We start from the raw sequence: 22,534 nt of genomic DNA, 5'->3' as shown, positions 1-22,534 counted from the left end.
GCCACCCCGCCTGCACCCAAGCCGATCCAGCTCGCCGCCGCGGCACCGCCCCCGCCACCGCCCACCTCGGCCGACATCGCGAAGGCCACTCCGCCGGCGCCGCCAACGCCGAAGCCGATCCAGCTCGCCACTGCGGCGCCACCGCCGCCGCCCACGTCAGCCGATATCAGGAAGCTGATGCCGCCACCTCCTGCGCCGCCGAAGCCGATCCAGATCGCCGCCGCGGCACCGCCGCCGCCGCCGCCCACGTCGGCGGACATCGCGAAGCAGGTCCTCGCCGCGATGCCCGCGCCGAAGCCGATCGACCTGGGCAGGCAAGCGGTTCCTCCCCCTCCGCCAACGTCAGCCGAAATTGCGAAGCTGATGCCGCCGCCTGCGCCGCCCAAGCCGGTTCAACTTGCCGCTGCGGCGCCACCACCATCACCGCCCACATCGGCCGACATCCTCAAGGTGGCACCCGTGGATTCCAATGCGTGGCCGGCAACATCGGCGGGGCAGGTCAAGGCCGTCCAGGCGCTGCTGCGCGAGATGAGGTTCTACGAGAGCGACCCCGACGGCCGCATGGGCCCGGCGACGCGCGCCGCAATCCGCGAGTACGAGGGACTGGCCGGCCTCAAGGTCACGGGCCAAGCCAATCGGGAGCTGTTCGATTCGCTGAAGGAGATGCAGCTCCTGATGAAGCCCAAACCCAAGGACGGCTCAAACTAGGCGGCCGGCGTGCCGCCACCAGGATGCGGGAAGAAGAGACGCCGCGCGCTGTGCCTCCTCGATGGTTCGATACAGGCCAAAGCAGGTCGCGCCGCTTCCGCTCATCGCGACATGGGCGACGCCGTCGCTGCGTCGCAGCCGGTCGAGTAGATCGGCGACTTCCGGCTGCAACGAAATGGCTGCGTCGGTCAGGTCGTTGCCGCGTCGCGCGAGATCGCGCGCAAGGTCGCCAAGATCCTGCCAGCCGCTGCCGATCGGCAGGGCCGCGGAGAAACTTCCCTGTCGCGCGCCGAAGACGGCAGGCGTCGGCAGCGCAGTGCCGGGGTTGACCAGCAGGATGGCGCACGCCGGCAAGGCCGGCGCCGGGACGAGACGCTCGCCGATGCCCGAGGCCAGCGCCGGCCGGCCGGCGAGGCACATCGGCACGTCGGCACCGAGAGTCGCAGCGAGATCGAACAGCTCCTCCTGGGGCATCGCGACACGCCACAGCTCGACCAGGGCGAGAAGCGTCGCGGCGGCATCGGCCGAGCCACCGCCCAGTCCGGCCGCCACGGGGATGCGCTTGGTGAGACGAAGTGCGGCGCGCGGCGCCACGCCGGCGCGCCCCGCCAGCAGGCGCGCCGCCTTCAGCGCCAGATTGTCGGTGTTGCGTTCGAGCGACGCAGCGGCGGGTCCGACGATCTGGAGGGACAAGTCCGACGCAGGCGCGACCTCGATCTCGTCGGCGAGATCGGTGAACGCGACCAGTGAATCGAGCAGGTGAAAGCCATCGGCGCGGCGTCCAACGACCTTCAGCCAGAGATTGACCTTGGCTCGCGCGAGCGGCACGCCCCCTACCCTTCGATCAGCCGGCCTTCGATCAGCCGCCCTGCTTGGAGTCGGCGGCCTTCTCGTAGACGGTCGGCTTGTCGTTCGATGGGTTCAGCCCGTTGGCGATCTTGTCCTCGATGACCGGCAGGCGATCCTTGTCGGGCTTCTGGTGCAGCGCGCGCTCCCACTGGAAGCGGGCCTCGCGGCGGCGGCCGACATGCCAGTAGGCGTCGCCGAGATGATCGGTGATCGTCGAATCGTCGCCCTTTTGCTCCGTCGCGCGCTCCAGCCACTCCACCGCCTTCTCGTACTGGCCGAGCCGGTAGTAGGCCCAGCCGACGCTGTCGGTGATGGAACCGTCGTCCGGCCGCAGCTCGGTCGCGCGCTCCAGCATCTTCATGCCTTCCTGCAGGTGCAGGCCCTGATCGATCCAGCTGTAGCCAAGATAGTTCAGCACGTAGGGCTGCTCGGGCGAGAGTTCGAGCGCCTTCTTCATGTCGGCTTCGGCCTTCGGCCAGTTCTTGGTGCGTTCGAGCACGATGCCGCGTCCGAAATAGATCTGCCAGTGCCGCTCGTCAGGCGTGCCCAGCCGCGAGATCGCCGTGTCGTAGGCGGCGACCGCCTCGGCAAAGCGATCCTTGCCGCGCAGCAGGTCGGCCAAGGTCAGCGCCGCGTCGATGCGATCGGGCTTCTCGGCCACCAGCGTCCTGAGGCGAGCGACGGCCTGGTCGAACTTGTCCTCCTGGGCGTCGAGCGCCGCCGTCCGCAGTCTCGCCTGCCAGTAGAGCGGCGAATTCGGGCCGATCTTGCCCAGGGCGGCGACCGCCTTGGGGATCTGGTTGAACTGCTCGTAGAGGCCGGCGATCATCAGCCAGGCGAAATCCTGGTCAGGCTTGAGCGCGGTGGCGAGCTGGTAGAAGATCAGCGCGAGATCGGTGCGCTGGTTGCGCGGATCGGAGGCGAGGATGCCGCCAATATCGAACAGGATCTCGGCAATGCCCGAGGCCGGAGTCGGCGGCTTGGGCATCGGCGCATTGGGGCCCATCAGCCCATCCATCACGACGGAGTCGCCGTAACGCGCGCCGTAGCTCTTCAGGATCTCGCGCGCTTCGGCGTCCTTGCCGAGACGCCGCAGCCCTTCCGCCACGGAAATCGTGGTGCGCAGCCCGTTGCGGTCGATCGACATGGCGCGCCGGTATTTCGCCTCGGCGGCGGCCTTGTCGCCCGCCATCTCGTCGATCTGTCCCTCGATCACCAGCGAGGGGGCCTCGGCCCGCTCGCCGGCCGCAGGCTTCAGGCGCACCAGCAGGGCACGCGCGGCCGCGTAATCCTTTTCCCCCGCCTTCAGCCACGCCATCACGTATTCGCGCAACGTGCCGAGCTGATTTTCGGCGCCGATCTTGCTGAGTTGCTGTTCGGCGGCCTTGTATTCACCTTTCTTGATGGCCTGGATCGCCATCACAAGATTGGCGAAACCATCACCCGGCCGCGTGGCCAGCACCGCCGGCGCCAGCTCGGCGGCGGAGTCGATACGGCCGGCATACATGCGCAGGCGGAAGACGGCATAGATCAGCTCGGGATCGAGCGGCGTCAGCGCCAGCGCCTGATCCATCTGGTCGGCGGCAACGTCGTAATCGTGATCCTGCTCGCCGACACGTGCGGCGAGATAGCGGCCCTGCAGCGAGATCGGCGCCAGTCGCTGGCCGGGCTGGACGGCCGGCGGCCGGGTGGTCGGCGGCCGGGCATCGCCTTGAGGTGCCGGGCCCTGCTGGGCCTGGCCAGAGATGGGGAGAGCGACCAGCAGCGCGGCGGAAAGCAGCGCGAGGGGGGTGCGGTTCATGCGGCTCACATGTTGGGGTAATTGGGACCGCCGCCGCCTTCGGGGACGCTCCAATCGATGTTCTGCGCGGGATCCTTGATGTCGCACGTCTTGCAGTGCACGCAGTTCTGCGCGTTGATCTGGAAGCGCGGCTGGCCGTTGTCGGCCGTCACGACCTCATAGACACCGGCCGGGCAGTAGCGCTGCGCCGGCTCGGCATAGAGCGGCAGGTTCACGGCGATCGGGATCGACGGATCGCGCAGCTTCAGGTGAACCGGCTGATCCTCCTCGTGGTTGGTGTTCGACAGGAACACCGAGGAGAGCTTGTCGAAGGAGACCACGCCGTCGGGCTTGGGATACTGGATCGGCTGGAACTCGCTGGCCGGCCGCAGCGTCTCATGGTCGGCCTTGTGATGGTGCAAGGTCCACGGCACGCGCAGGCCGAGATCGTGCAGCCACATGTCCAGGCCGCCATAGAGCGTGCCAAGCGTGGTGCCCCACTTCAGCGCCGGCTTCACGTTGCGCACCTTGTCGAGGTCCTTCCAGATCCACGACGCCTTGAGCTTCACCGGATAGGCGATCAGCTCGTCGCCACCCGTCTTGCCGCCGGCCAGCGCCTCGAATGCCGCCTCGGCCGCGAGCATGCCGCTCTTGACCGCATTGTGGCTGCCCTTGATGCGCGGCACGTTGACGAAGCCCGCCGAGCAGCCGATCAATGCGCCGCCCGGGAAGGTGAGCTTGGGTACCGACTGGATGCCGCCTTCGTTGATGGCGCGCGAACCATAGACCAGACGCTTGCCGCCCTTGAGATACTTGGCAACGTCGGGATGCGTCTTGAAGCGCTGGAATTCGTCGAACGGCGAGAGGTACGGATTCTCGTAGCTGAGATGCACCACGAGGCCGATGGCGACCAGGTTGTCCCCGAAGTGATACATGAACGAACCGCCCGAACTGCCGGTCTCCGACAGCGGCCAGCCCTGCGAGTGCACGACCAGGCCTTTGCGGAAATTGGCCGGATCGACCTGCCACAATTCCTTGATGCCGATGCCGAACTTCTGCGGATCGACACCGTCGCGCAGGTCGAACTTGGCCATGAGCTGCTTGGCGAGCGAGCCACGCACGCCTTCGCCGATCAGCGTGTACTTGGCATGCAGCTCCATGCCGGGTGTGTAGCTGTCCTTGTGCGTACCGTCCTTGGCGATGCCCATATCGCCGGTCGCGACGCCCTTCACCGAGCCATCCTCGTTGTAGAGCACCTCGGCGGCGGCAAAGCCGGGATAGATCTCGACGCCCAGCGCCTCGGCCTGCTGACCGAGCCAGCGACAGACCTCGCCGAGGCTGACGATGTAGTTGCCGTGGTTGTTCATCAGCCGCGGCAGCAGGAAGTTGGGGAAGCGGTAGGAACCGCCCTTGGTGAGGAACAGGAACTGGTCGTCGGTGACCTGGGTCTCGAGCGGGGCGCCCTTCTCCTTCCAGTCCGGAATGAGCTCGTTGAGACCGATCGGGTCGACGACGGCGCCCGACAGGATATGGGCGCCGAGTTCCGAGCCCTTTTCGATCAGGCAGACGGAGACTTCGTGGTTGCGCTCCGCGGCAAGCTGCTTCAGGCGGATCGCCGCCGACAGTCCGGCCGGACCACCACCCACGATCACCACGTCGTATTCCATCGCCTCGCGCGTCATGCCCATCTCGCTCTGCAATTCCATTTTCCCGATGGACGCGCGCCTGTCGGACGGCAATCCTTTGATTTAGATAGCCTGTCGGGGGCAGGATCGCCACCCGCTGAAAAGGGGAATTCCCGTGCCAGAGTTGATCGATATCGATAGCAAGACCTTCTCTGCACGCGATTTCAGGCTGGAAAGTGGCAAGACGCTACCCATCCTCGAACTCGCTTACGAAACCTACGGCACGCTGTCCCCGGCCAAGGACAACGCCATCCTTGTCGTGCACGGCTACACCTCGTCCCATCACGCCGCAGGCAAGAATGCGGTCGGCAAACAGGGTCGCGGCGTCACCGAGGGATCGGCCGGCTGGTTCGACGGGCTGATCGGCCCGGGCAAGGCGATCGATACCGACCGATATTTCGTCGTTTCGGTGAACGCGCTGGGCTCCGCGCACGGCAGTTCCGGTCCCAATGCCATCGATCCCGGCACCGGCAAGCCCTACGGCCCGACCTTCCCGGAGATCACCCTGCGCGACATGGTGGCCAGCCAGAAGCTGCTGGTGGATTCGCTGGGCCTGAAGAGTCTGGTGGCCGTGGTCGGCCCCTCGATGGGCGGCTTCCAGTCGTTCCAGTGGGCGGCGTCCTACCCCGGCTTCATGAAGGGCATCGCCGCCTCCGTCACCGCGCCGCGCGCGCCCGGCCGGCTGGGCGGCCTGGAGGCGCTGCAGGCCCGCCTCGCCAGCGATCCGAACTGGAACGGCGGCTGGTACTACGAGAACGGCGGCATTCCCGGCACGCTCGAGCAGATCCGCTACGAGACGCTGCTGAACTACGGTCAGGGCGAGGCCGAGGCGAAGGTCGCCGCCAAGGGCTGGGCGAAGATCTACGACGGACATTCGCTGGTCACCCTGCGACGCGCGATCGACGGCTTCGACATCACCAAACAGTACGACCAGCTGAAGAAGACCAAGGTCCTGTACGTGATCTCCAAGACCGACAAGCTGTTCGACCTCACCGACTGCGCGGCCCATGCGCTCGACATGCGCAAGGCCGGCGTCGATCTCACCTATGTCGAGATGCCGTCGGACAAGGGACATATGGCCAGCCACGCCGACGCTGCGATGTGGGCGCCGATCCTCGGCGCCTTCATCAAGAGCCTGGCATGAACGAAGCGGCGTTCGCCCCGCAGGACGCCGCCGCGCTGCTGCGCTGGTATGTCGACCACGGGCTCGACGAGACGATCGGCGAGGAAGCGATCGACCGCTTCGCGCTACCGCCGCCGGCTGCCGTTGCCGCCGCCCTCCCCTCGCCGGCTGCCGCTCCCGCCGCGCCGACGCCGATCCGCACGCCCATCGCACCACCGGTCGCGCGCCCGCCCGTACCGCTCGAATCGCCCAAGCTCGCCGAGGACGCGCGCGCGGTCGCACAACAGGCAAACACCATCGCCGAACTCGAGGAGGCCGTTCGCGCCTTCGAAGGTTGTGCGCTGAAGCGCACCGCCAAGAACACCGTGTTCTCCGACGGCGTCGCCGGCGCGCCGGTGATGATCGTGGGCGAAGCGCCGGGCGCCGACGAGGATCGGCTAGGCAAGCCGTTCGTCGGCGTGAGCGGCCAGCTCATGGACCGCATGTTCTCGGCCATCGGCATGAGCCGCGAGCGCGACCTCTACATCACCAACATTCTCTTCTGGCGCCCGCCCGGCAACCGCACGCCGACGCTCGCCGAGCAGGCCATCTGCCTCGCCTTCACCCGCCGCCACATCGAACTCGCCAGGCCGAAGATCGTGGTGCTGGCCGGCGGCACGGCGGTGAAGGCGGTGCTGAACACGACGGAAGGCATCACCCGCCTGCGCGGTAAATGGACGACGCTCACGCTCGACGACGGCAGCGAGATCCCGGCGCTCCCGACCTTCCACCCGGCCTATTTGCTGCGCACCCCCGCCAGCAAACGCCAGAGCTGGGCCGACCTGCTATCACTCGACAAGCGGCTGAAGGATCTCGGCGTTCGTTAGCGTCTTTCGACGGGAGCGAGCAGCAAGGGCGGTATCGGGTTACCGCGATTTCCAGCCTCTTTTCCGATTCGTCTGGTTCGTTTATTTCGTTTGTTTCGTTCATTCGCCGGATTCCCGGCTTCTTCAGCGGCTACTGGAGTTTCTTCCTCAGGAAGAATTTCTGATGTCCCGGCGGATAGTCGTCAAGCATGGCGAAGACTTCGTAGCCGCGCTTCTCGTAGAACGGGCGGGCCTGCCAGGTGTGGGTGTCGAGATGGGCGGAGTGGCAGCCGCGCATGCGGGCATAGTCCTCGGCGGCGTCCATCAGGCGCGTCGCGTGGCCCTGGCCGCGCAGCGCCTCGTCGACCCACAGGGTCGACACGAACAGCCAGTCCGACCAGAGATAGCCGAGAAGGCCGCCCAGGGTTTCGCCCTTCTCCCCCTTCAGGAAAATTTTGCAGGGATAGTAGTCGGACTTGCCGGTGCGGCTCGAATTGAACATCGACAGACGGTCGCCCACATAGTCCGCGGCGCGGGCATTGTCGGGATCGAAGACGAGCTCGATCTTTTCCATCAGCGCCCAACCACCTCAGCGCATCTCGGCGCGCTGGCGGACCAGGGCCAGTACGCTGCGGCCGATCGGCATGTCGACGCCCACCCATTCCGACATCTCGACGACGGCGCCCAGCAGCGCCTCGATTTCGAGCGGACGTCCACGCTCGAGGTCCTGCAGCATCGAGGTCTTGTGGGCGCCGACCTCGGCGCCGCCGGCGATGCGCTTGTCGACGTTGATCGCGAACTTGACCCCGAGCTTCTCGGCAACGGCCTGGCCCTCGACCATGAGCGCGCGGCAGACCGCGTGCGTCCCGGGATCGCCGATCACCTTGTCGAGGGTCGCGCCGGTCAGCGCGCTGATCGGGTTGAAGGCCATGTTGCCCCAGAGTTTGACCCACAGCTCGTCACGGATGCGCGGCCGCACCGGCGCCTTGAGGCCCGCCTTGATCAGCAGCTCCGACAGCTTCGCCGCGCGCTCGCTGCGGCTGCCGTCAGGTTCGCCCAAGGTGAAGCGGTCGCCGTAGGTATGGTGGATCACGCCGGGCTCGACCACGTCGGCGGCCGGATAGACGATGCTGCCCAGAACCTGCGAAGGCGGCAGCGCGGCCGTGAGCGCCCCGCCGGGATCCACCGACTCGATGCGCTTGCCTTCGAACTCGCCGCCGAGCTTGTACGTATACCACCAGGGCACGCCGTTGATCGCCGCGACGATGGTCGTGTGCGGCCCGATCAGCGGCTTGAGCTGCTCCATCGCCGGCAGCAGCGAATGCGCCTTCAAGGTCAGCACGAGATAGTCCTGCGGACCGATCTCCTTCGGATCGGCGGCGACGCGCGGTTCCGTCACCGTCTCCTTGCCCTCGCTCAGCAGGACGAGGCCGCGCGTGCGCAGCGCCTCGCCATGCGGACCGCGCGCCACCACCGTGACGGGCGTGCCGGCCATTTCGAGCTTGGCAGCCATCAGGCCGCCGATCGCACCAGCGCCGAAAACGCAGATCGAGGTCACGTCGCCACCCTCAGGCCTTCGCCTCGCCGAGGCCGAGCTTGGCAGCAAGGCCGATGCGCTGCAACTTGCCGGTGGCGCCCTTGGGGATCTCGCTCACGAACACGACCTTGCGCGGCACCTTGAAGTCGGCGGCCTGCCTGGCCACGAAGTCGCGCAGCTCGCGTTCCGTCGCTTCCTGGCCCGCCCGCAGCACGACGACTGCGCCGACATCCTCGCCCAGCATCGGATGCGGGATCGCGAAGGTCACGACCTGCTCGACCGCCGGATGATCCATCAGGATCGTGTCGACCTCGATCGGGCTGATCTTCTCGCCGCCGCGGTTGATGATCTCCTTGAGGCGGCCGGTGAGGAACAGGTAGCCGTCCTCGTCGAAGCGGCCCTGGTCACCGGTACGGAACCAGCCGTCGGCGAAGGCCTTGAGGTTGGCGTCGGGATTGTTGTCGTAGCCCGCCGTGACGTTCGGCCCCTGGATCACCACCTCGCCCACCGTGCCCTGCGGCAGGAAGTGGCCGGCCTCGTCCATGATGGCGATCTTCGGACCGGCCGGCAGGCCGACGGCCCCCGGCTTGCGCTTGCCCGGTGGCAGCGCGTTGGACGCCATCTGGTGGCTGGCCTCGGTCATGCCGTAGGCCTCGATCACCGGGCAATCGAAGGCAGCTTCGAGTTCCAGCATCACCTGCGGCGGCAGCGAGGCCGAGGAGGAACGGATGAACCGCAGCTTGGCCGCCTTCGCGGCGTCGGCATGGCTGCGCAGGCGTGTGAGGATCGCCTGGTGCATGGTCGGCACGGCCGTGTACCAGGTGGGCTTCACCTCATCGAGCTGGGCGAAGAAGCGCAGCGCGTTGAAGCCCGGCGTGCAGGCAACCGACGCACCGGCGCCGAGCGACGAGAGCGTCGCGGCGATCAGCCCGTGGATGTGGAACAGCGGCATGATGTTCATGCAGCGGTCGGCCGGCGTCAGCGCCAGCGATTGCGCGATATGGCGCGCCGAGGCGGCGAGGTTCGCCGTCGACAGCGGCACGATCTTGGGCCGCGCGGTCGTGCCCGACGTGTGCAGCACCAGCGCGATCTCGCCATCGACCGAGGTACCGGGGCTCGCGGCTTTCGCGGGCTTCAACGCCGAAACGTCGAGCGTGAAACTGCCGGCCGGACCGTCTTCCGTCGGCACCAGCTCGATGATCGGCACGCCGACCTTCTCTGCCATCGCGCGCACGGGGCTGTCCATGCCCTTCTGAACGATCACGGCCTTGGGCTTCAGGTCGTCGAGATAGAACTCGAACTCGTCGGCGCGATAGGCCGGGTTGAGCGGCGCCGAGCTGGTGCCCGAAGCGACGGCGATGAACGAGGACGCCATTTCCGGCCCATTCGGCGCGACCATGGCGACGCGATCGCCGCGGCCGATGCCGACGGCGTTGAGCGTGGCCAGCGTGTCGTCGGTCAGCTTCTTCAGGCCGGCATAGGTGAGCCAGGGGCGGCCCGGCGCGCCGATCGCCGGCGCGTCGGCCTTGCCCGCGGACGCGACGTCGTAAACGGTCTTGATCATCTTATGTCCTTCAGGCCGCCGCTTTCTCATCGGCGATGATGCGGTCGTAGGCCGGCAGGGTCAGGAACTCGTAGAACTGCGGCTGCTCGACCAGGTCGATCATGAGCTGGGCGGCATCTTCGTAGCGGCCCTTGGCATAGGCCTCCTCGCCGATCTGCGCCTTCACCTTGTCGTTCTCCTCACGCACGACCTGGCGCACGAGTTCCTTGGTGATGGCGCGCCCGTCGTCGAGCTTCTGGTTGTGTCGCACCCACTGCCAGACCTGCGCACGGCTGATCTCGGCGGTGGCGGCGTCTTCCATCAGGTTGAACAGCGGCACGCAGCCGATGCCGCGCAGCCACGCCTCGACATAGCCGATGCCCACGGCCACGTTCTGCCGCAAGCCCGCTTCTGTCTTCGGACCGGTGGGGATCTGGATCAGGTCGGCGGCGGTGACGTGCACGTCCTGGCGCTTGCGCGCGATCTGGTTGGCTTCCTTCATGACCGCATCGAACTCGGCCTTGGCGATCGGCACGAGGCCCGGATGTGCGACCCAAGTGCCGTCGTGGCCGTCACCGGCCTCGCGCTTCTTGTCGGCATGGACGCGGGCCATCGCCTCCTCGTTGGCCTTGGGGTCGTTCTTGATCGGAATCTGCGCGGCCATGCCGCCCATCGCGTGAACCTCGCGGCGGTGGCAGGTCTTGATCACGAGCTGGCTGTAGGAACGCAGGAAGTGCGAGGTCATGCCGACCGTGCCGCGATCCGGCAGCACCGCCCACTCCTGCTCGCGGAATTTCTTGATGAAGGAGAAGATGTAGTCCCATCGGCCGCAGTTGAGGCCGGCCGAATGGTCCTTCAGCTCCCACAGGATCTCGTCCATCTCGAACGTGGCGACGATCGTCTCGATCAGCACCGTGGCCTTGATCGACTTCTGCGGCACGCCGAGCGCATCCTGCGCCGCCACGAACACGTCGTTCCAGAGGCGCGCCTCGAGATGGCTCTCCATCTTCGGCAGGTAGAAATACGGGCCGGTGCCGCGCGACAGCGCTTCCTTGGCGTTATGGAAGAAATAGAGGCCGAAATCGAACAGCGAGCCCGACATCGGCTTGCCGTCGACCGTCACGTGCTTCTCGAGCAGATGCCAGCCGCGCGGGCGCACGAACAGCACCGCCGTCTTCTCGTTCAGCTTGTAGGACTTGCCGCTGACCGGGTCGACATAGTCGATCTGGCGGCGCACCGCGTCGGCCAGGTTGTACTGGCCCTCGATCATGTTGGCCCAGGTCGGCGTCGAGGCGTCCTCGAAGTCGGCCATGAAGACGTTGGCGCCGCAGTTCAGCGCGTTGATGATCATCTTGCGGTCGACCGGGCCGGTGATCTCGACCCGGCGGTCCAGGATATCCTTGGGCAGCGGCGCGACGGTCCAGTCGCTCTCGCGGATCTTGGCGGTCTCGGGCAGGAAATCGGGCTTTTCGCCGGCGTCGAGGCGCTTCTGGCGCTCGACGCGCAGGGCCAGCAACTCTTCCCGGCGGGCATTGAACTTGCGCTGCAGGTCGGCGACGAAGGCGACGGCCTCCTTGGTGAGCACCTTGTCGAAACCAGGCTTCATCGCGCCGTCGATGACCACGCCCGCTGGAAGGTCCAGAGCCGCCATTTCGTTTCCCTTCGATATCCAGGTTGAACGGGCGATTTAACGCCGGAATCGCCGCCAGACCAGTCCGAATTCGACCGCGCCCGGCGAAATCCCCTATTGGCACGGGGGTTGCTGCCTCTTGTACAACGACGCGTGTCACTCGGGGGAGAAGACCGATGGTCGAGACTGTCGTCCATCCGGTGGACGAAAAACTGCCGCTCGTGAAGCTGCTGCCGCTCGGCCTGCAGCATGTGCTGGTGATGTATGCCGGTGCCGTCGCCGTCCCGCTGATCCTGGGCGGCGCGCTCAAGCTGCCGAAGGACCAGATCGCGATCCTCATCAACGCCGACCTCTTCGCCTGCGGGGTCGTCACCCTGATCCAATCGATCGGGTTCCGGTGGTTCGGCATCCGCCTGCCCGTAATGATGGGCGTAACCTTCGCCGCCGTCGGCCCGATGCTCGCCATGGCCACCGATCCCCGCATCGGCCTGCTCGGCATTTACGGGGCGGTCATCGCCGCTGGCATATTTGGCGTCGTGGTTGCGCCGTTCATCAGCCGTCTCCTGCCGCTGTTCCCGCCGGTCGTGACCGGCACCATCATCGCGGTCATCGGCATTTCGCTGATGCGCGTGGGTATCAACTGGGCGGCCGGCGGTGTCGGCAATCCGCGCTTCGGCGATCCGCTCTATCTGTCGGTGGCCTTCCTCGTTCTCCTGGTCATTCTCGTGATCACGAAGTACCTCAAGGGCTTCTTCGCCAACATCGCCGTGCTGCTGGGCCTGGCCGCAGGCTTTGTCGTGGCGATGCTGCTGGGCCAGGTGAACTTCGCGGGCGTCGCCGAAGCCGGATGGATCGAGCCTGTCTATCCCTTCCAGTTCGGCTGGCCGACGTTCGATGCGCTGGCGATCCTCACCATGTGTCTCGTCATGATCGTGGTGATGATCGAATCCACGGGCATGTTCCTCGCCCTGGGTGAACTCACCGATCGCAAAATCGACAAGGAGGACCTGACGCGCGGACTGCGGGTCGACGGGCTGGGCACGCTGATCGGCGGCATCTTCAACACCTTCCCCTACACGTCCTTCTCCCAGAATGTCGGGCTGGTGGGCATCACCGGCGTGCGCAGCCGCTGGGTCACGGCCATGGGCGGCGTCATCATGCTGGCGCTCGGCCTGTTCCCGAAGATCGCCACCGTGGTGGCCTCGGTGCCGCAATTCGTGCTGGGCGGGGCGGGAATCGTGATGTTCGGGATGGTCTGCGCCACCGGCATACGGATCCTCTCGAGGGTCGACTTCCGCGGCAATCCCAACAACGCCTACGTTGTGGCGATCAGCATCGGCCTCGGTATGATCCCCCTTGTCTCGGAGCGCTTCTTCGGCCAGATGCCGAAGGCGCTGGGCCCGCTGCTCCACAGCGGTATCCTGCTGGCCTCGATCTCGGCTGTCCTGCTCAACGCCTATTTCAACGGGATGAAGGGCAGCGCCGACGCCGCGGCCGAGGCGACGGCGGCCGGACGGGAGGCCGAGGCAGCGCACTGAGCGCAGCCAGGGGAGATGGGATGGACGCTGCTTTCGTTGTCGACTGGCTGAACCTGCTGCTGCGCTGGGCTCACATGATCGTGGGCATCGCCTGGATCGGCGCCTCCTTCTATTTCATCTGGCTGGACAACCACCTGCACCCGCCGCTCGACCCGGCCGACGTCGCAAGGGGAATCGGCGGCGAGGTCTGGGCGGTCCATGGCGGCGGCTTCTACACGGCCAAGAAGTTCAAGGTCGCACCGGAGCGGTTGCCGCCCGAGCTGCACTGGTTCAAGTGGGAAGCCTATACAACCCTGGTCACGGGCTTCTTCCTGCTCTGCCTCGTCTACTACTACGGGGCCGAGGTGGCGCTGATCGATCCGTCGGTCCTGCCGCTGACCAAACCACAGGCGATCGCCATCGGGCTCGGGTTCCTCGTGCTGGGCTGGCTAGTCTACGACTGGCTCTGCCGCTCGACCCTGGGCCAGGACGACGTCGTGCTGGGCGGGCTCGTCTTCCTCTACTGCGTGATCGCGGCCTGGGCGCTCTGCCACATCTTCTCGGGCCGCGGCGCCTACATCCATTTCGGCGCCATGCTCGGCACCATCATGGTGCTGAATGTCTATTTCGTGATCATCCCCGGCCAGCGCGAGCTGGTGAAGGCCAAGGAAGAAGGCCGCATTCCCGACCCGATCCACGGCCTGCGTGGGCGCCAGCGCTCGGTTCACAACACCTATTTCACACTCCCGGTGCTGTTCACGATGATCAGCAACCATTACGCCGGCCTCTACGGTCACGAATGGAACTGGGTGCTGCTGCTGACGATTTCGATCGCTGGCGCCCTGATCCGCGTCTGGTTCGTCCAGCGCCACAAGGGCAATGCCAATCCGCTGGTCCTCGCGGCGGGCTTCGTCTTCATCGCCTTCACCGCACTTCTTTCGCTGCCGAGGCCGAGCGCGGATGGCGGCGGGCCCGTGGCCTTCGCCGAGGTCCAGCCCATCATCCAGGCGCGTTGCACGCCCTGCCATGCCGCGAAGCCCACGCAGGAAGGATTCCTGGCGCCACCGAAGGGAATCCTGCTCGAGACACCGTCGCAGATCCAGGCGATGGCGGCGGCGATCAACCAGCAGGCCGCCGCCTCGCGCGTCATGCCGCCCGGCAACATGACCAACATCACCGACGCCGAGCGCCGCATGATTGCGCGCTGGTTCAAAGGCGGCGCACAATAGCGGCATGAAATTCCGCTCCCGCGGCTTTCCGTGGCGCCGTCTGCTTTCGGCGGCGCTGGCGGCGGTCGCGATCTTCCTCTTCTGGTCTCAAGTTTCCGAACGCGGCCAGCGCGAGATTGCGCGCGGGCCCGCGATCTCCGCCGAGGCGCGCGAAGCGGGCCAGGGGTGGGGTTCGGGCATGGGCTTCGCCGACCAGCGCCGCCTCGACGAGCATTACCAGAAGCACGGGAGCGAATTCGGCCGCATTACCAAGCAGGACTATCTCCGACAGGCGCAATTGCTGCGGGACGCGAAGGTCGGCGGACCGATCCAGGAGACCGTGCGCCGGGACGGTGTCGTGACACGTTTCGACCGTGACACAGGCGCCTTCATCGCCTTCAATTCCAACGGCATCATACGCACCTTCTTCAAACCCAACGACGGCGAGCGCTACTACCGCCGCCAAGCCGAACGGGGGAACGATTGAAGCCGCCACCGCCACCCGGCCCGCCCGACGTTGCAGAGTTGCAGGATCTGATCGACCAGTGGGCCGGCTTTGCCCAGGACCTCGAGCGGCAGGACTACAGTTTCGACCTCGACAACTGGCTGAACGACGTCGACGTGCGCGAGCTGATCCTCGAGGCGCTGCCGATGTTCAGCCGCGAGGAGATGGGCGACCATGCGCTGAAGCTCGACGCAGCCGACAGGATCTTCATGGCCGCGACGCGCGACTTCAAACGCTGCGTCTGGGGCCATGGCACGGCGCGCAAGGAGAATTGGACCCCCCAGAAGAACTGGTGGTACTTCCGCACACCGGCCCGCTCCAATGCCCAGCTTGAAGACGAGCTCGCCACGGTTCGCTAAGACGATGGCATGAGCACGCCGAAAATTCTGGTCGAGGCCCAGGGGCCGGTGACCACCATCGTCATCAACCGGCCGCAAGCCCGGAACGCCCTCGACAACGAAGCCGCGCACGGGCTTGCCGACGCGCTGCGCGCCTTCGAGGTCAATCCCGAGGCGCGCGTCGCCGTGCTGACCGGCGCGGGCGGCGCCTTCTGCGCCGGTGCCGATCTCAAGGAGCTGGGCTCGGGAACGGACTATTTTCCCTGGGCGGGCAGCGACGAGGGCCCGCTGCGGGCCCCGCTGTCGAAACCGGTGATTGCGGCTGTCGAGGGACATGCCTGCGCCGGCGGGCTGGGCGTCGCGCTGTTCTGCGACATCCGCATCGTCGACGACACGGCGACCTTCGGGGTGTTCTCGCGGCGCTGGGGGGTGCCGATGAGCGACGGCACGACCGTGCGGCTGCCGCGCATCGTCGGCCAGGGTCGCGCCATGGACATGCTGCTGACCGGACGCGCCGTCGGCGCCGACGAGGCGATCGCGATCGGGCTGGCGACGCGCAAGGTGGCGCGCGGCACGACGCGCACCGAAGCCGAAACTTTGGCGCGGCAGATCGCGGGCTTCCCGCCGATCGCCATGACGTCGGACCGCCAGTCAGCCTACGAGAGCTTCGACCGCGACCAGGCTTCGGCGATCCGGCGCGAGATGGAACTGTCGCTCGACGCACGGCGGCAGGAATCACAAGGCGGTGCTGCGCGCTTCGCCAAGGGCGAAGGCCGCCACGGCCAATTCAGGAAGTAATCCGGGAGTTAGAGACATGCGGGCGCTGGTTTGTCATGCCTATGGTCCGATCGACAGTCTGAAGGTCGAGGAGATTCCTCAGCCCGTGCCGAAGGCCGGGGAGGTGCTGGTCAAGGTCCGTGCCGCCGGTGTGAGCTTCGCCGCCATGCTCGGCGTGCAGGGCAAGCACCAGAACAAGCCGGCCCTGCCCTACGTGCCGGGCAACGAGCTGGCCGGCCATGTCGTGGCGCTGGGCGACGGCGTGACCACCGTGGCGGTCGGCGACCGCATCGCGACGGGCGTCAGCCAGGGGGCTTTCGCCGAGTACGCGACTGCCACTGCCGCGAACCTCGTGCCGATCCCCGAGATCATGCCCTATGCCGAGGCGACGAATTTTCCGACGCTCTACCCCACGGCCTACGGTGCCCTGAAATGGAAGGCCGACATGCAGCCCGGCGAGGTGCTGCTGGTTCACGGTGCGGGCGGTGGCTCGGGCCTCACCGCGATCGAGGTTGGCAAGGCGATGGGCGCGGTGGTGATCGCCAGCGCCGGCGGCGCCGACAAGCTAAAAGCGGCACAGGAGGCCGGCGCCGATCATCTGATCGGCTATCGCGCGGAGGATTTACGCACCAAGGTACTGGAAATTACCGGCGGCCGCGGCGCCGATGTCATCTACGATCCCGTCGGTGGATCGGCCTTCGATGCGTCGCTGCGCTGCGTGGCGCCCGAGGGGCGCATCATCCCGATGGGCTTTGCCAGCGGCGTCATTCCGCAGATCCCGGCCAACATCCTCCTCGTCAAGAACGCGACGGTGATCGGCTTCTACTACGGCTACTGGAATGGCTGGGGCAGCAAGGGTACGCCGTCGCCGAAGGAAGCCGAGGCGCTGGCCAAGCGCCGCGCCCTGGTGGCCGCGGCACAGAAGGACCTCACGCGTTGGTTCACCGAAGGAAAGCTCAGGGCGACCGTAGCCGCAACCTACGACCTTGCAGATTGGGTGAAGGCATTCCGCCTGATCGAAGAGCGCACCGTCGTCGGCAAAGCCGTCCTCGTTCCGTAACCGTACGGACGCTTGTCGGTCCGGCAGTCGATCCGGCATAGTCCGCAGGCATGCCGGTCCAGTGGACGATCTCCAAGCCGCACCGACTCGTGATCGCCGTCGCGCGGGACGAACTGCGGCTTGAGGATGTCGAAAACTATCTCGATGGCGTGACCGTCGCCAACGCCCTGACTTTCCGCAAGATTTTCGACATGACGCATGCCGTCGTGATGCTGAGCGACGCCGACATGATGGCGCTCGGCGCTCGCATCCGCGCCTATCTGAAGGTGAGCAAGCTCGGCCCGCTCGCCATCGTGGCGGTCACGGAACGCGCCTATGAGCAGGCCAGCCTGTTCCAGGTCCTTGCAGAGGGCGACCGGCCCGTGAAGATCTTTCGCGAACTGCACCTTGCCCGCGAATGGCTGGACGCGTTCGACTCAGGCTCCTGATTTACGCCGGCCAGACCTTGGGAAACGTCTCGCATTCGAGCCGGTCGCCCGGCTTCAGCCCGTGGCCCTCGATCGGCGGCGAGATCTGTCCGACCCGGGCGCCGTAGCGGGCGTCGTCGCCACACCAGCGTGTGGCCCAGGCGCGGCGGCGGCGCGACGTCGATTGGTTGCCCGAGGCGCCATGAAGCGTCAGCGCATGGAAGGCGATGACGTCGCCCGGCTCCATGTCCCAGGCGAGGAACTCGTGCGTGCCACGTTCGGCATCGAGATCGGGCAGCGGCTCGAAGCGGCTGTCCTGGACCTGCAGGTCGACACCGCCCTGCTTGAAGAATTTCGGCTGGAACCAGCGGCCCCAGCGATGCGAGCCCTTCACGTATTCGACGCAGGTCTCGCGATCGACGGGATCCAGCGGCGTCCACAGGGAGATGACCTGCTCGCCGTCGATCGGATAGTAGGGCTGGTCGTGATGCCAGGGTGTGCGCTCCTGCGTGCCCGGCTCCTTCACCAGCAGATGGTCGTGATAGTAGACGACCTCCCTCGATCCCATGAGCTTCGCCACGATCTCGCGCGCGGGTGATTCGTACACGAAGGCACGAGCCGCGACATGACGCTGCCAGAGCTGGAAGTCGACGAAGAACAGGCCGGGCGAACCCTGCGGCGTGTTGATGCGGACCATCGGGCCCGGGCTGGCCATGTCGTCGTCTACGGCCGCGCGCATGCGCTCGATCCATTCCATGGGAATGGCGTTGCGCAGGCAGATCGCGCCATCTTCGCGATAGCGGGCGACCTCGGCGTCGGTCGGCATCGGCATGGTTCAGATTTCTCCAAAATCGCCGCCGCGGCCCTTGCCGGCGGCGAAGCGGGCCGCGCCCTTGCGCGACTCGGCCTGCAGCGCCGGCATGCCGTGGCGGGCTTCGTTGACGAGGGCAGCCGGTACGTCGAGCGACCACTGGTCGTAGGACGAGCGCCGGTCGGAACGCAGGCAGGTCTGCGGAAATCTAGCGAGTATCCCGGCCAGCACCTTCGCCTCGGCGAGCGCCCGCCCTTCCGGCACCAGACGGTTGGCAAGGCCCCACTCGAACGCCTCGCGCGCGCTGACCTCGCGGCCGGTCAGGATCATGTCGAGCGCACGGCTATGCCCGATGAGGCGCGGCAGGCGCACCGTACCGCCATCGATCAGCGGCACGCCCCAACGGCGGCAGAAGACGCCGAACTTCGCGCTTTCGGACGCCACGCGCAGGTCGCACCACAAGGCAAGCTCGAGCCCACCCGCCACCGCATGGCCTTCGATGGCGGCAATGACCGGCTTGGAGAGAAGATGACGCGTCGGTCCCATCGGTCCCGGCCCGGCGGGATCGTGCTCGGACACGCCTTCTCGGCTGGCCGCAACCTTGAGGTCGAAACCCGCACAGAACGAACCGCCCCGCCCGGTCAGGATGGCGACGGACTGGGAATCGTCGGCATCAAAGGCCAGGAAGGCCTCACGCAGGAGGATCGCGGTCTCGGGATCGACGGCGTTGCGGGCCTCGGCGAAACGGTCGATCGAGACGATCGTCGTCGCGCCCTCCCGCTCGACCGCGACCTTGGCCACGTCAGCTTCCCTGCATCATGCGCAACGGCGTGTAGACCAGCACCGTCTCGCCCTTCTGGTTCTTGACCAGGTTGGTGGTCCGAACCAGGGCGCGCATCGGGTCCTTGGAGGTCGGTTTGATCTCCGTGAGCTCGATCTCGACGTGGATCGTGTCGCTCACGTAGGTGGGGCCCTTGATGTCGAAGCCCATCGACAGGAAGGCGAGACCCGTTCCCTGCAACGTGGTGGGAATGACCAGGCCTTCCGCCATCGAATAGACCAGTGCGCCCGGAACGGGATGGCCGCCGCGCATGGGCGCATGTTCGCGAATGTACTCCCTGTTCGTGAACAGCTCCTCGGAAAAGCCGCAAAGGGTCACGAAATTGAGAAGATCGGCCTCGAAGATCGTTCGGCCATAGGTGACGAATTTGTCGCCGACCCTGAGGTCGCGCCAGTTCCAGCCTTCCCCGAGCTGCTTCATGGGGCCGTTCCCTCAGTGAGCGTGGGCGAGAGTTGCGCCTTCGCGCAGCTTGTAGAGCCTGCTGCAATAGGGACACTCGACGTGTCCTTCCGGGCCCAGGTTGAGGTACACTTTGGGATGGCCCAACGCGCCGCCACCGCCATCGCAGGCGACGCGGTCAGTATCGACAGTGATGACTTCAAACGGCTCCGTCACGATCCCACTCCTGTTACGCCGGCGAATGATAGCGGCCTCCGCCGCCGCGGTCATGCTCTCCGCCTGCGCCCCGACGGTCGTTCCGGGAGGCGGCGTTGTGCAGAAGCCGCAGCTGACCGGGGACCGTTATGTCGCGGCGGACGGGACTTCGCTACCGTTGTCGGTCTGGCCTGCGGCAAACGGCGCGCCCAAGGCCGTCATCCTGGCCTTGCACGGCTTCGGCGACTACCGAATGGCCTGGGAGGAGCCGGCCGGAAGCTGGTCGGGGGCTGGAATCACCACCTACGCCTATGACCAGCGCGGTTTTGGCGGCAGCCCGACCCGCGGCCGGTGGCCGGGCACCGACACGCTGGTGGACGACGCGAAGGCGGTCGCGGCGCTCGTGCGGGCACGCCATCCCGGCGTGCCGTTCTACCTGGCCGGCGAAAGCATGGGCGGGGCGGTGGTGCTGGTGGCGGCCGATCGCGGGACCGAATCGGACGGGCTGATCCTGTCGGCGGCGGCCGTGCGCTCGCGCGACACGTTCGGTCCCGTGGCCAGCGCCGGCCTGTGGTTCTTCGCCCACACCATTCCCTGGATGCCGGCAGGGCCGACCTCGATCGACTATCAGCCAACCGACAATCCCAAGACCATCGACAAGCTGCGCAACGACCCGATGATGCTGCGCCAACCCCGCCTCGACATGGCCTATGGGCTGGTCGACCTGATGGACGACGCCCGCGCTTCCGCGGCACGGGTCAAGGAGCCCTATCTCATGATGTACGGGCTGGGCGATCGCATCGTGCCGCAGCAGCCGGTCAAGGCGGCCATCGAGATCATGCCGCCACGGTCCGATTCCCGACTGGCCTTCTACAAGAACGGCTATCATCTGCTGATGCGCGACAAGGCCGGGCCGGCCGTGACGGCCGACGTCGCGGCCTGGATCTCTGATCACGACGCCCCGCTTCCTTCGGGCGCGGATGCCTCGAAATCGCAGCCCGAGATGGCCGTCCTCTGGGGATCGAAGCGCAGCGGTCAGGCGAGCGTTACGCCCCGCAGCGAATGATGACCGAGGCGGCGCCGCGTATTTCCGTCATGTCGCCGCGCGTCGGCATGTTTTCCATTTTCAATGTGGTGTAGGCCCCGCCCGTGCTGTTGCACATTGCGACTGCACGAGTCTGGCACGCGCCGGGCTCCTTGCAGCTGATCGCGATGGCGGGCTTGCCATCGGTCCAGGTCACCTGCGTTGCATTCGTTTCCGTCCGGGGATCTTCGCCTGGCGTGCTCTTCGCCATGCTGCAGGCCGCGACCAGACCTGCGATGCCCATCGCGAACATCCACCTCATCGTCGATCGCGTCGTCATTTTCTCTCCCCCTTGGCCCCCTGAAAGGAGGCGGCACGACAGTACCTCGCGGTGCTGGACAGGTGCAAGATCATGCGATCCATGGCCTACTGCGAGGCATGAAGATCCGCTTCGAGCCCCTGGTTTCCTGCGCTGTCGCCGGACTCCTGTTGATGCCTGCTTCGGTGCACGCCCAGCAGACGGAGGAACAACTGGCGATGCGCTGCGCCCAGCTCGGGGCGCTCTACGACCGCTACAATCTGCAGCGCGGCGAAGGCTCCGGCGGCCCCAACATGGCGCGCCTCGGGGCCGGCATCGATTGCCAGAAGGGCCGCTACCAGCAAGGCATCAAGGCGCTGGAGGAACTCCTGCAGCGCAGCCGCATTCCCTATCCGCCGGCCGGTTGACGGCTATTTGCCCTTCAGCTTGAACTCGCGCCACAGGACGATGCCGCTGGCATTGTCGACCGCCATGCCGTCGAGCTGCTTCTTCAGTTCCAGGGCCGTCGGCCGCCAGATGAGCGTGCTCTCGCCGCTCGCGCCCTCGAAGCGGCCCGTACCGCCCGTCAGCTTGAACGTGCCACGACAGCCGACGAGCTCGTAGCCGGCGCAATCCCACTCGCCCCAGGCCGTCGCGCCGTCATGGGCCGTGAAAGTGCAGGCGCCCGTCGCGCTGGTCTTGCGGCTGGCCTGGTCGATCTTCGACGAAAGGGCGCAGCCGACGCGGCCGGCCTGCTGCGGTCCCTCGTCGGTCTCGATGAACAGGGGACCGGCCAGGGTCGCCGCCACGACGAGCTGCTTCTCACCGGCCCGCACGACCGAGCCGTTGGCGAGCACCACGGCGAACGCATTGAAGGTCTGGGTCTCGTCCTGCGCGACCGCCGGAGCGGCGGCCAGGAGAACGAGGGCGCCCGCAAGGGCGCGGCTGAACATCGTCATGGGCCGCCTCACTTGAAGTCGATGATGACGGCGTCGGCGCCGAGGGAGACGGCAAGGCCCTGGCGGCGCGTCTTCAGGTCGATCATCACGCCGTTGGTGTTCTCCAGCCACATCTCGCCCTTGCCCTGGTCGCCGTAGGCCGCGCCGTAGCGCGCCTGGCCGTAGGCGCCGGGAAACTGGCGCAACTCCTTCAGATTGTAGACGTCGCCATAGGCTTCCATCTTGGAGACGCCGAACCCGCCGACCCCCAGGCCGCCGACCGAAAAACGGTAGCTGCGGCCTTCATAGTGCAAGGTGCCGCTGCCGACATTGCCGCTGCCGAAGAAGGCCACCTGGACCTGCTCGATGTTGACGGTTCCGGACTTGACCCGCTGCTGTGCGATCGCCGGCGCCGCCAGCATCGTTCCCACGGTCCCCACGGACCCGACCAGCGCCTGCCGGCGCCCCAGCAACCTTACTCTCTTCCCACTCATCCCACGCTCTCCATCACCCGCG

The 22,534-nt window shown here is 66.7% G+C and carries 26 protein-coding genes and 1 pseudogene; 12 read left to right on the top strand and 15 right to left on the bottom strand.

Going from position 1 to position 22,534, the window contains the following annotated elements:
- A pseudogene (locus EPO41_RS10595) lies at positions 1-260 on the bottom strand (hypothetical protein); the annotation flags it as partial.
- A gap of 103 nt (positions 261-363) precedes the next feature.
- Here EPO41_RS10595 and EPO41_RS10590 point away from each other — a divergent pair.
- On the top strand, positions 364-708 hold the full coding sequence (locus tag EPO41_RS10590) for a peptidoglycan-binding domain-containing protein (protein WP_296324388.1): 345 nt from the start codon (positions 364-366) through the stop codon (positions 706-708).
- On the opposite strand, the gene EPO41_RS10585 is transcribed toward EPO41_RS10590, so the two are convergent.
- Genes EPO41_RS10585 through EPO41_RS10575 form a run of 3 tightly spaced genes read right to left on the bottom strand, consistent with a single transcriptional unit; the run spans position 700 to position 5,043 of the window.
- The gene (locus EPO41_RS10585) at positions 700-1,536 is read right to left on the bottom strand and encodes a 4-(cytidine 5'-diphospho)-2-C-methyl-D-erythritol kinase (RefSeq protein WP_296324383.1); all 837 of its coding nucleotides are present in this window, start codon (positions 1,534-1,536) and stop codon (positions 700-702) included. The genes EPO41_RS10590 and EPO41_RS10585 overlap by 9 nt on opposite strands.
- 31 nt (positions 1,537-1,567) lie before the next feature.
- The gene (locus EPO41_RS10580; protein ID WP_296324380.1) at positions 1,568-3,358 is read right to left on the bottom strand and encodes a tetratricopeptide repeat protein; all 1,791 of its coding nucleotides are present in this window, start codon (positions 3,356-3,358) and stop codon (positions 1,568-1,570) included.
- A 5-nt stretch (positions 3,359-3,363) separates the two neighbouring features.
- Entirely contained in the window at positions 3,364-5,043 is a 1,680-nt protein-coding gene (locus EPO41_RS10575) for an electron transfer flavoprotein-ubiquinone oxidoreductase (protein ID WP_296324376.1), read from the bottom strand.
- Positions 5,044-5,137: 94 nt separating this feature from the next.
- Between EPO41_RS10575 and EPO41_RS10570 the strand changes: the two genes are divergently transcribed.
- Entirely contained in the window at positions 5,138-6,166 is a 1,029-nt protein-coding gene (locus EPO41_RS10570; RefSeq protein WP_296324373.1) for an alpha/beta fold hydrolase, read from the top strand.
- Positions 6,163-7,011, top strand: a complete 849-nt coding sequence (locus EPO41_RS10565; RefSeq protein ID WP_296324370.1) for a uracil-DNA glycosylase — start codon at positions 6,163-6,165, stop codon at positions 7,009-7,011. The genes EPO41_RS10570 and EPO41_RS10565 overlap by 4 nt, the downstream gene beginning before the upstream one ends.
- Positions 7,012-7,141: 130 nt before the next feature.
- Here the strand turns inward: EPO41_RS10565 and EPO41_RS10560 are convergent, their stop codons facing one another.
- The 4 genes from EPO41_RS10560 to aceB are packed head-to-tail and all read right to left on the bottom strand — an operon-like array spanning position 7,142 to position 11,721.
- Complete coding sequence (locus EPO41_RS10560; protein ID WP_296324369.1) at positions 7,142-7,564, bottom strand: GNAT family N-acetyltransferase; 423 nt, start codon at positions 7,562-7,564, stop codon at positions 7,142-7,144.
- Positions 7,565-7,579: 15 nt separating this feature from the next.
- The gene (locus EPO41_RS10555; protein WP_296324366.1) at positions 7,580-8,548 is read right to left on the bottom strand and encodes a 2-dehydropantoate 2-reductase; all 969 of its coding nucleotides are present in this window, start codon (positions 8,546-8,548) and stop codon (positions 7,580-7,582) included.
- Between the two features lie 10 nt (positions 8,549-8,558).
- Entirely contained in the window at positions 8,559-10,091 is a 1,533-nt protein-coding gene (locus EPO41_RS10550; protein ID WP_296324363.1) for an acyl--CoA ligase, read from the bottom strand.
- A gap of 10 nt (positions 10,092-10,101) precedes the next feature.
- Positions 10,102-11,721 carry a malate synthase A gene (gene aceB, locus EPO41_RS10545; protein WP_296324360.1) on the bottom strand — a complete coding sequence of 540 codons (1,620 nt, stop codon included), beginning with the start codon at positions 11,719-11,721 and terminating at the stop codon, positions 10,102-10,104.
- Between the two features lie 155 nt (positions 11,722-11,876).
- Here aceB and EPO41_RS10540 point away from each other — a divergent pair, with 155 nt between their 5' ends.
- From EPO41_RS10540 to EPO41_RS10510, 7 genes are read left to right on the top strand one after another with little or no spacing between them, the layout of a single operon-like run.
- Entirely contained in the window at positions 11,877-13,238 is a 1,362-nt protein-coding gene (locus EPO41_RS10540) for a nucleobase:cation symporter-2 family protein (protein WP_296324357.1), read from the top strand.
- 20 nt (positions 13,239-13,258) lie between these two features.
- Positions 13,259-14,446 carry a urate hydroxylase PuuD gene (locus EPO41_RS10535; RefSeq protein WP_296324353.1) on the top strand — a complete coding sequence of 396 codons (1,188 nt, stop codon included), beginning with the start codon at positions 13,259-13,261 and terminating at the stop codon, positions 14,444-14,446.
- A 4-nt stretch (positions 14,447-14,450) separates the two neighbouring features.
- Positions 14,451-14,912, top strand: coding sequence for a hypothetical protein (locus EPO41_RS10530; RefSeq protein WP_296324348.1), 462 nt, complete (start codon positions 14,451-14,453; stop codon positions 14,910-14,912).
- Positions 14,909-15,289, top strand: a complete 381-nt coding sequence (locus EPO41_RS10525; protein ID WP_296324345.1) for a hypothetical protein — start codon at positions 14,909-14,911, stop codon at positions 15,287-15,289. Before EPO41_RS10530 ends, EPO41_RS10525 begins: the two co-directional genes overlap by 4 nt.
- A 9-nt stretch (positions 15,290-15,298) precedes the next feature.
- Positions 15,299-16,066, top strand: coding sequence for a crotonase/enoyl-CoA hydratase family protein (locus tag EPO41_RS10520; protein WP_296324340.1), 768 nt, complete (start codon positions 15,299-15,301; stop codon positions 16,064-16,066).
- A gap of 16 nt (positions 16,067-16,082) precedes the next feature.
- The gene (locus EPO41_RS10515) at positions 16,083-17,105 is read left to right on the top strand and encodes an NADPH:quinone oxidoreductase family protein (protein WP_296324337.1); all 1,023 of its coding nucleotides are present in this window, start codon (positions 16,083-16,085) and stop codon (positions 17,103-17,105) included.
- A gap of 50 nt (positions 17,106-17,155) precedes the next feature.
- Entirely contained in the window at positions 17,156-17,533 is a 378-nt protein-coding gene (locus EPO41_RS10510) for a hypothetical protein (protein ID WP_296324334.1), read from the top strand.
- A gap of 1 nt (position 17,534) precedes the next feature.
- Here EPO41_RS10510 and EPO41_RS10505 read toward each other — a convergent pair whose 3' ends face one another.
- From EPO41_RS10505 to EPO41_RS10490, 4 genes are read right to left on the bottom strand one after another with little or no spacing between them, the layout of a single operon-like run.
- On the bottom strand, positions 17,535-18,344 hold the full coding sequence (locus EPO41_RS10505) for a phytanoyl-CoA dioxygenase family protein (protein WP_296324331.1): 810 nt from the start codon (positions 18,342-18,344) through the stop codon (positions 17,535-17,537).
- 3 nt (positions 18,345-18,347) lie between these two features.
- Positions 18,348-19,124 carry a crotonase/enoyl-CoA hydratase family protein gene (locus EPO41_RS10500; protein WP_296324328.1) on the bottom strand — a complete coding sequence of 259 codons (777 nt, stop codon included), beginning with the start codon at positions 19,122-19,124 and terminating at the stop codon, positions 18,348-18,350.
- A gap of 1 nt (position 19,125) precedes the next feature.
- The gene (locus EPO41_RS10495) at positions 19,126-19,584 is read right to left on the bottom strand and encodes an acyl dehydratase (protein WP_296324325.1); all 459 of its coding nucleotides are present in this window, start codon (positions 19,582-19,584) and stop codon (positions 19,126-19,128) included.
- Positions 19,585-19,596: 12 nt separating this feature from the next.
- On the bottom strand, positions 19,597-19,779 hold the full coding sequence (locus EPO41_RS10490) for a zinc-finger domain-containing protein (protein ID WP_295139844.1): 183 nt from the start codon (positions 19,777-19,779) through the stop codon (positions 19,597-19,599).
- Between the two features lie 97 nt (positions 19,780-19,876).
- On the opposite strand from EPO41_RS10490, the gene EPO41_RS10485 reads away from it, so the two are divergent.
- On the top strand, positions 19,877-20,824 hold the full coding sequence (locus EPO41_RS10485; protein WP_296324322.1) for an alpha/beta hydrolase: 948 nt from the start codon (positions 19,877-19,879) through the stop codon (positions 20,822-20,824).
- Here the strand turns inward: EPO41_RS10485 and EPO41_RS10480 are convergent.
- On the bottom strand, positions 20,805-21,122 hold the full coding sequence (locus tag EPO41_RS10480) for a hypothetical protein (RefSeq protein ID WP_296324319.1): 318 nt from the start codon (positions 21,120-21,122) through the stop codon (positions 20,805-20,807). The two genes, EPO41_RS10485 and EPO41_RS10480, sit on opposite strands and share 20 nt — an antisense overlap.
- A gap of 98 nt (positions 21,123-21,220) precedes the next feature.
- On the opposite strand from EPO41_RS10480, the gene EPO41_RS10475 reads away from it, so the two are divergent.
- Positions 21,221-21,508, top strand: a complete 288-nt coding sequence (locus tag EPO41_RS10475; RefSeq protein ID WP_296324316.1) for a hypothetical protein — start codon at positions 21,221-21,223, stop codon at positions 21,506-21,508.
- 3 nt (positions 21,509-21,511) lie between these two features.
- On the opposite strand, the gene EPO41_RS10470 is transcribed toward EPO41_RS10475, so the two are convergent.
- Positions 21,512-22,039, bottom strand: coding sequence for a hypothetical protein (locus EPO41_RS10470; protein ID WP_296324314.1), 528 nt, complete (start codon positions 22,037-22,039; stop codon positions 21,512-21,514).
- An 8-nt stretch (positions 22,040-22,047) separates the two neighbouring features.
- Positions 22,048-22,512 (bottom strand): hypothetical protein, encoded by a 465-nt coding sequence (locus tag EPO41_RS10465; protein WP_296324310.1) that lies wholly within the window; start codon positions 22,510-22,512, stop codon positions 22,048-22,050.
- Between the last annotated feature and the right edge of the window lie 22 nt (positions 22,513-22,534).

This window comes from Reyranella sp., assembly GCF_004297265.1.
Lineage (GTDB): Bacteria > Pseudomonadota > Alphaproteobacteria > Reyranellales > Reyranellaceae > Reyranella.
The sequence above is the reverse complement of the archived record's forward strand: the minus strand, read 5'-3'. Positions and strand labels throughout refer to the sequence as shown.

Excerpts from the sequence above, each read along its gene's own strand:
- EPO41_RS10550 (WP_296324363.1), bottom strand. The coding sequence starts at position 10,091 with ATGATCAAGACCGTTTACGACGTCGCGTCCGCGGGCAAGGCCGACGCG.
- EPO41_RS10520 (WP_296324340.1), top strand. The coding sequence starts at position 15,299 with ATGAGCACGCCGAAAATTCTGGTCGAGGCCCAGGGGCCGGTGACCACC.
- EPO41_RS10480 (WP_296324319.1), bottom strand. The coding sequence starts at position 21,122 with ATGACGACGCGATCGACGATGAGGTGGATGTTCGCGATGGGCATCGCA.
- EPO41_RS10580 (WP_296324380.1), bottom strand. The coding sequence starts at position 3,358 with ATGAACCGCACCCCCCTCGCGCTGCTTTCCGCCGCGCTGCTGGTCGCT.
- EPO41_RS10575 (WP_296324376.1), bottom strand. The coding sequence starts at position 5,043 with ATGGAATTGCAGAGCGAGATGGGCATGACGCGCGAGGCGATGGAATAC.
- EPO41_RS10495 (WP_296324325.1), bottom strand. The coding sequence starts at position 19,584 with ATGAAGCAGCTCGGGGAAGGCTGGAACTGGCGCGACCTCAGGGTCGGC.
- aceB (WP_296324360.1), bottom strand. The coding sequence starts at position 11,721 with ATGGCGGCTCTGGACCTTCCAGCGGGCGTGGTCATCGACGGCGCGATG.
- EPO41_RS10590 (WP_296324388.1), top strand. The coding sequence starts at position 364 with ATGCCGCCGCCTGCGCCGCCCAAGCCGGTTCAACTTGCCGCTGCGGCG.
- EPO41_RS10505 (WP_296324331.1), bottom strand. The coding sequence starts at position 18,344 with ATGCCGATGCCGACCGACGCCGAGGTCGCCCGCTATCGCGAAGATGGC.
- EPO41_RS10515 (WP_296324337.1), top strand. The coding sequence starts at position 16,083 with ATGCGGGCGCTGGTTTGTCATGCCTATGGTCCGATCGACAGTCTGAAG.
- EPO41_RS10535 (WP_296324353.1), top strand. The coding sequence starts at position 13,259 with ATGGACGCTGCTTTCGTTGTCGACTGGCTGAACCTGCTGCTGCGCTGG.
- EPO41_RS10560 (WP_296324369.1), bottom strand. The coding sequence starts at position 7,564 with ATGGAAAAGATCGAGCTCGTCTTCGATCCCGACAATGCCCGCGCCGCG.
- EPO41_RS10530 (WP_296324348.1), top strand. The coding sequence starts at position 14,451 with ATGAAATTCCGCTCCCGCGGCTTTCCGTGGCGCCGTCTGCTTTCGGCG.
- EPO41_RS10470 (WP_296324314.1), bottom strand. The coding sequence starts at position 22,039 with ATGACGATGTTCAGCCGCGCCCTTGCGGGCGCCCTCGTTCTCCTGGCC.
- EPO41_RS10465 (WP_296324310.1), bottom strand. The coding sequence starts at position 22,512 with ATGAGTGGGAAGAGAGTAAGGTTGCTGGGGCGCCGGCAGGCGCTGGTC.
- EPO41_RS10510 (WP_296324334.1), top strand. The coding sequence starts at position 17,156 with ATGCCGGTCCAGTGGACGATCTCCAAGCCGCACCGACTCGTGATCGCC.
- EPO41_RS10565 (WP_296324370.1), top strand. The coding sequence starts at position 6,163 with ATGAACGAAGCGGCGTTCGCCCCGCAGGACGCCGCCGCGCTGCTGCGC.
- EPO41_RS10475 (WP_296324316.1), top strand. The coding sequence starts at position 21,221 with ATGAAGATCCGCTTCGAGCCCCTGGTTTCCTGCGCTGTCGCCGGACTC.
- EPO41_RS10540 (WP_296324357.1), top strand. The coding sequence starts at position 11,877 with ATGGTCGAGACTGTCGTCCATCCGGTGGACGAAAAACTGCCGCTCGTG.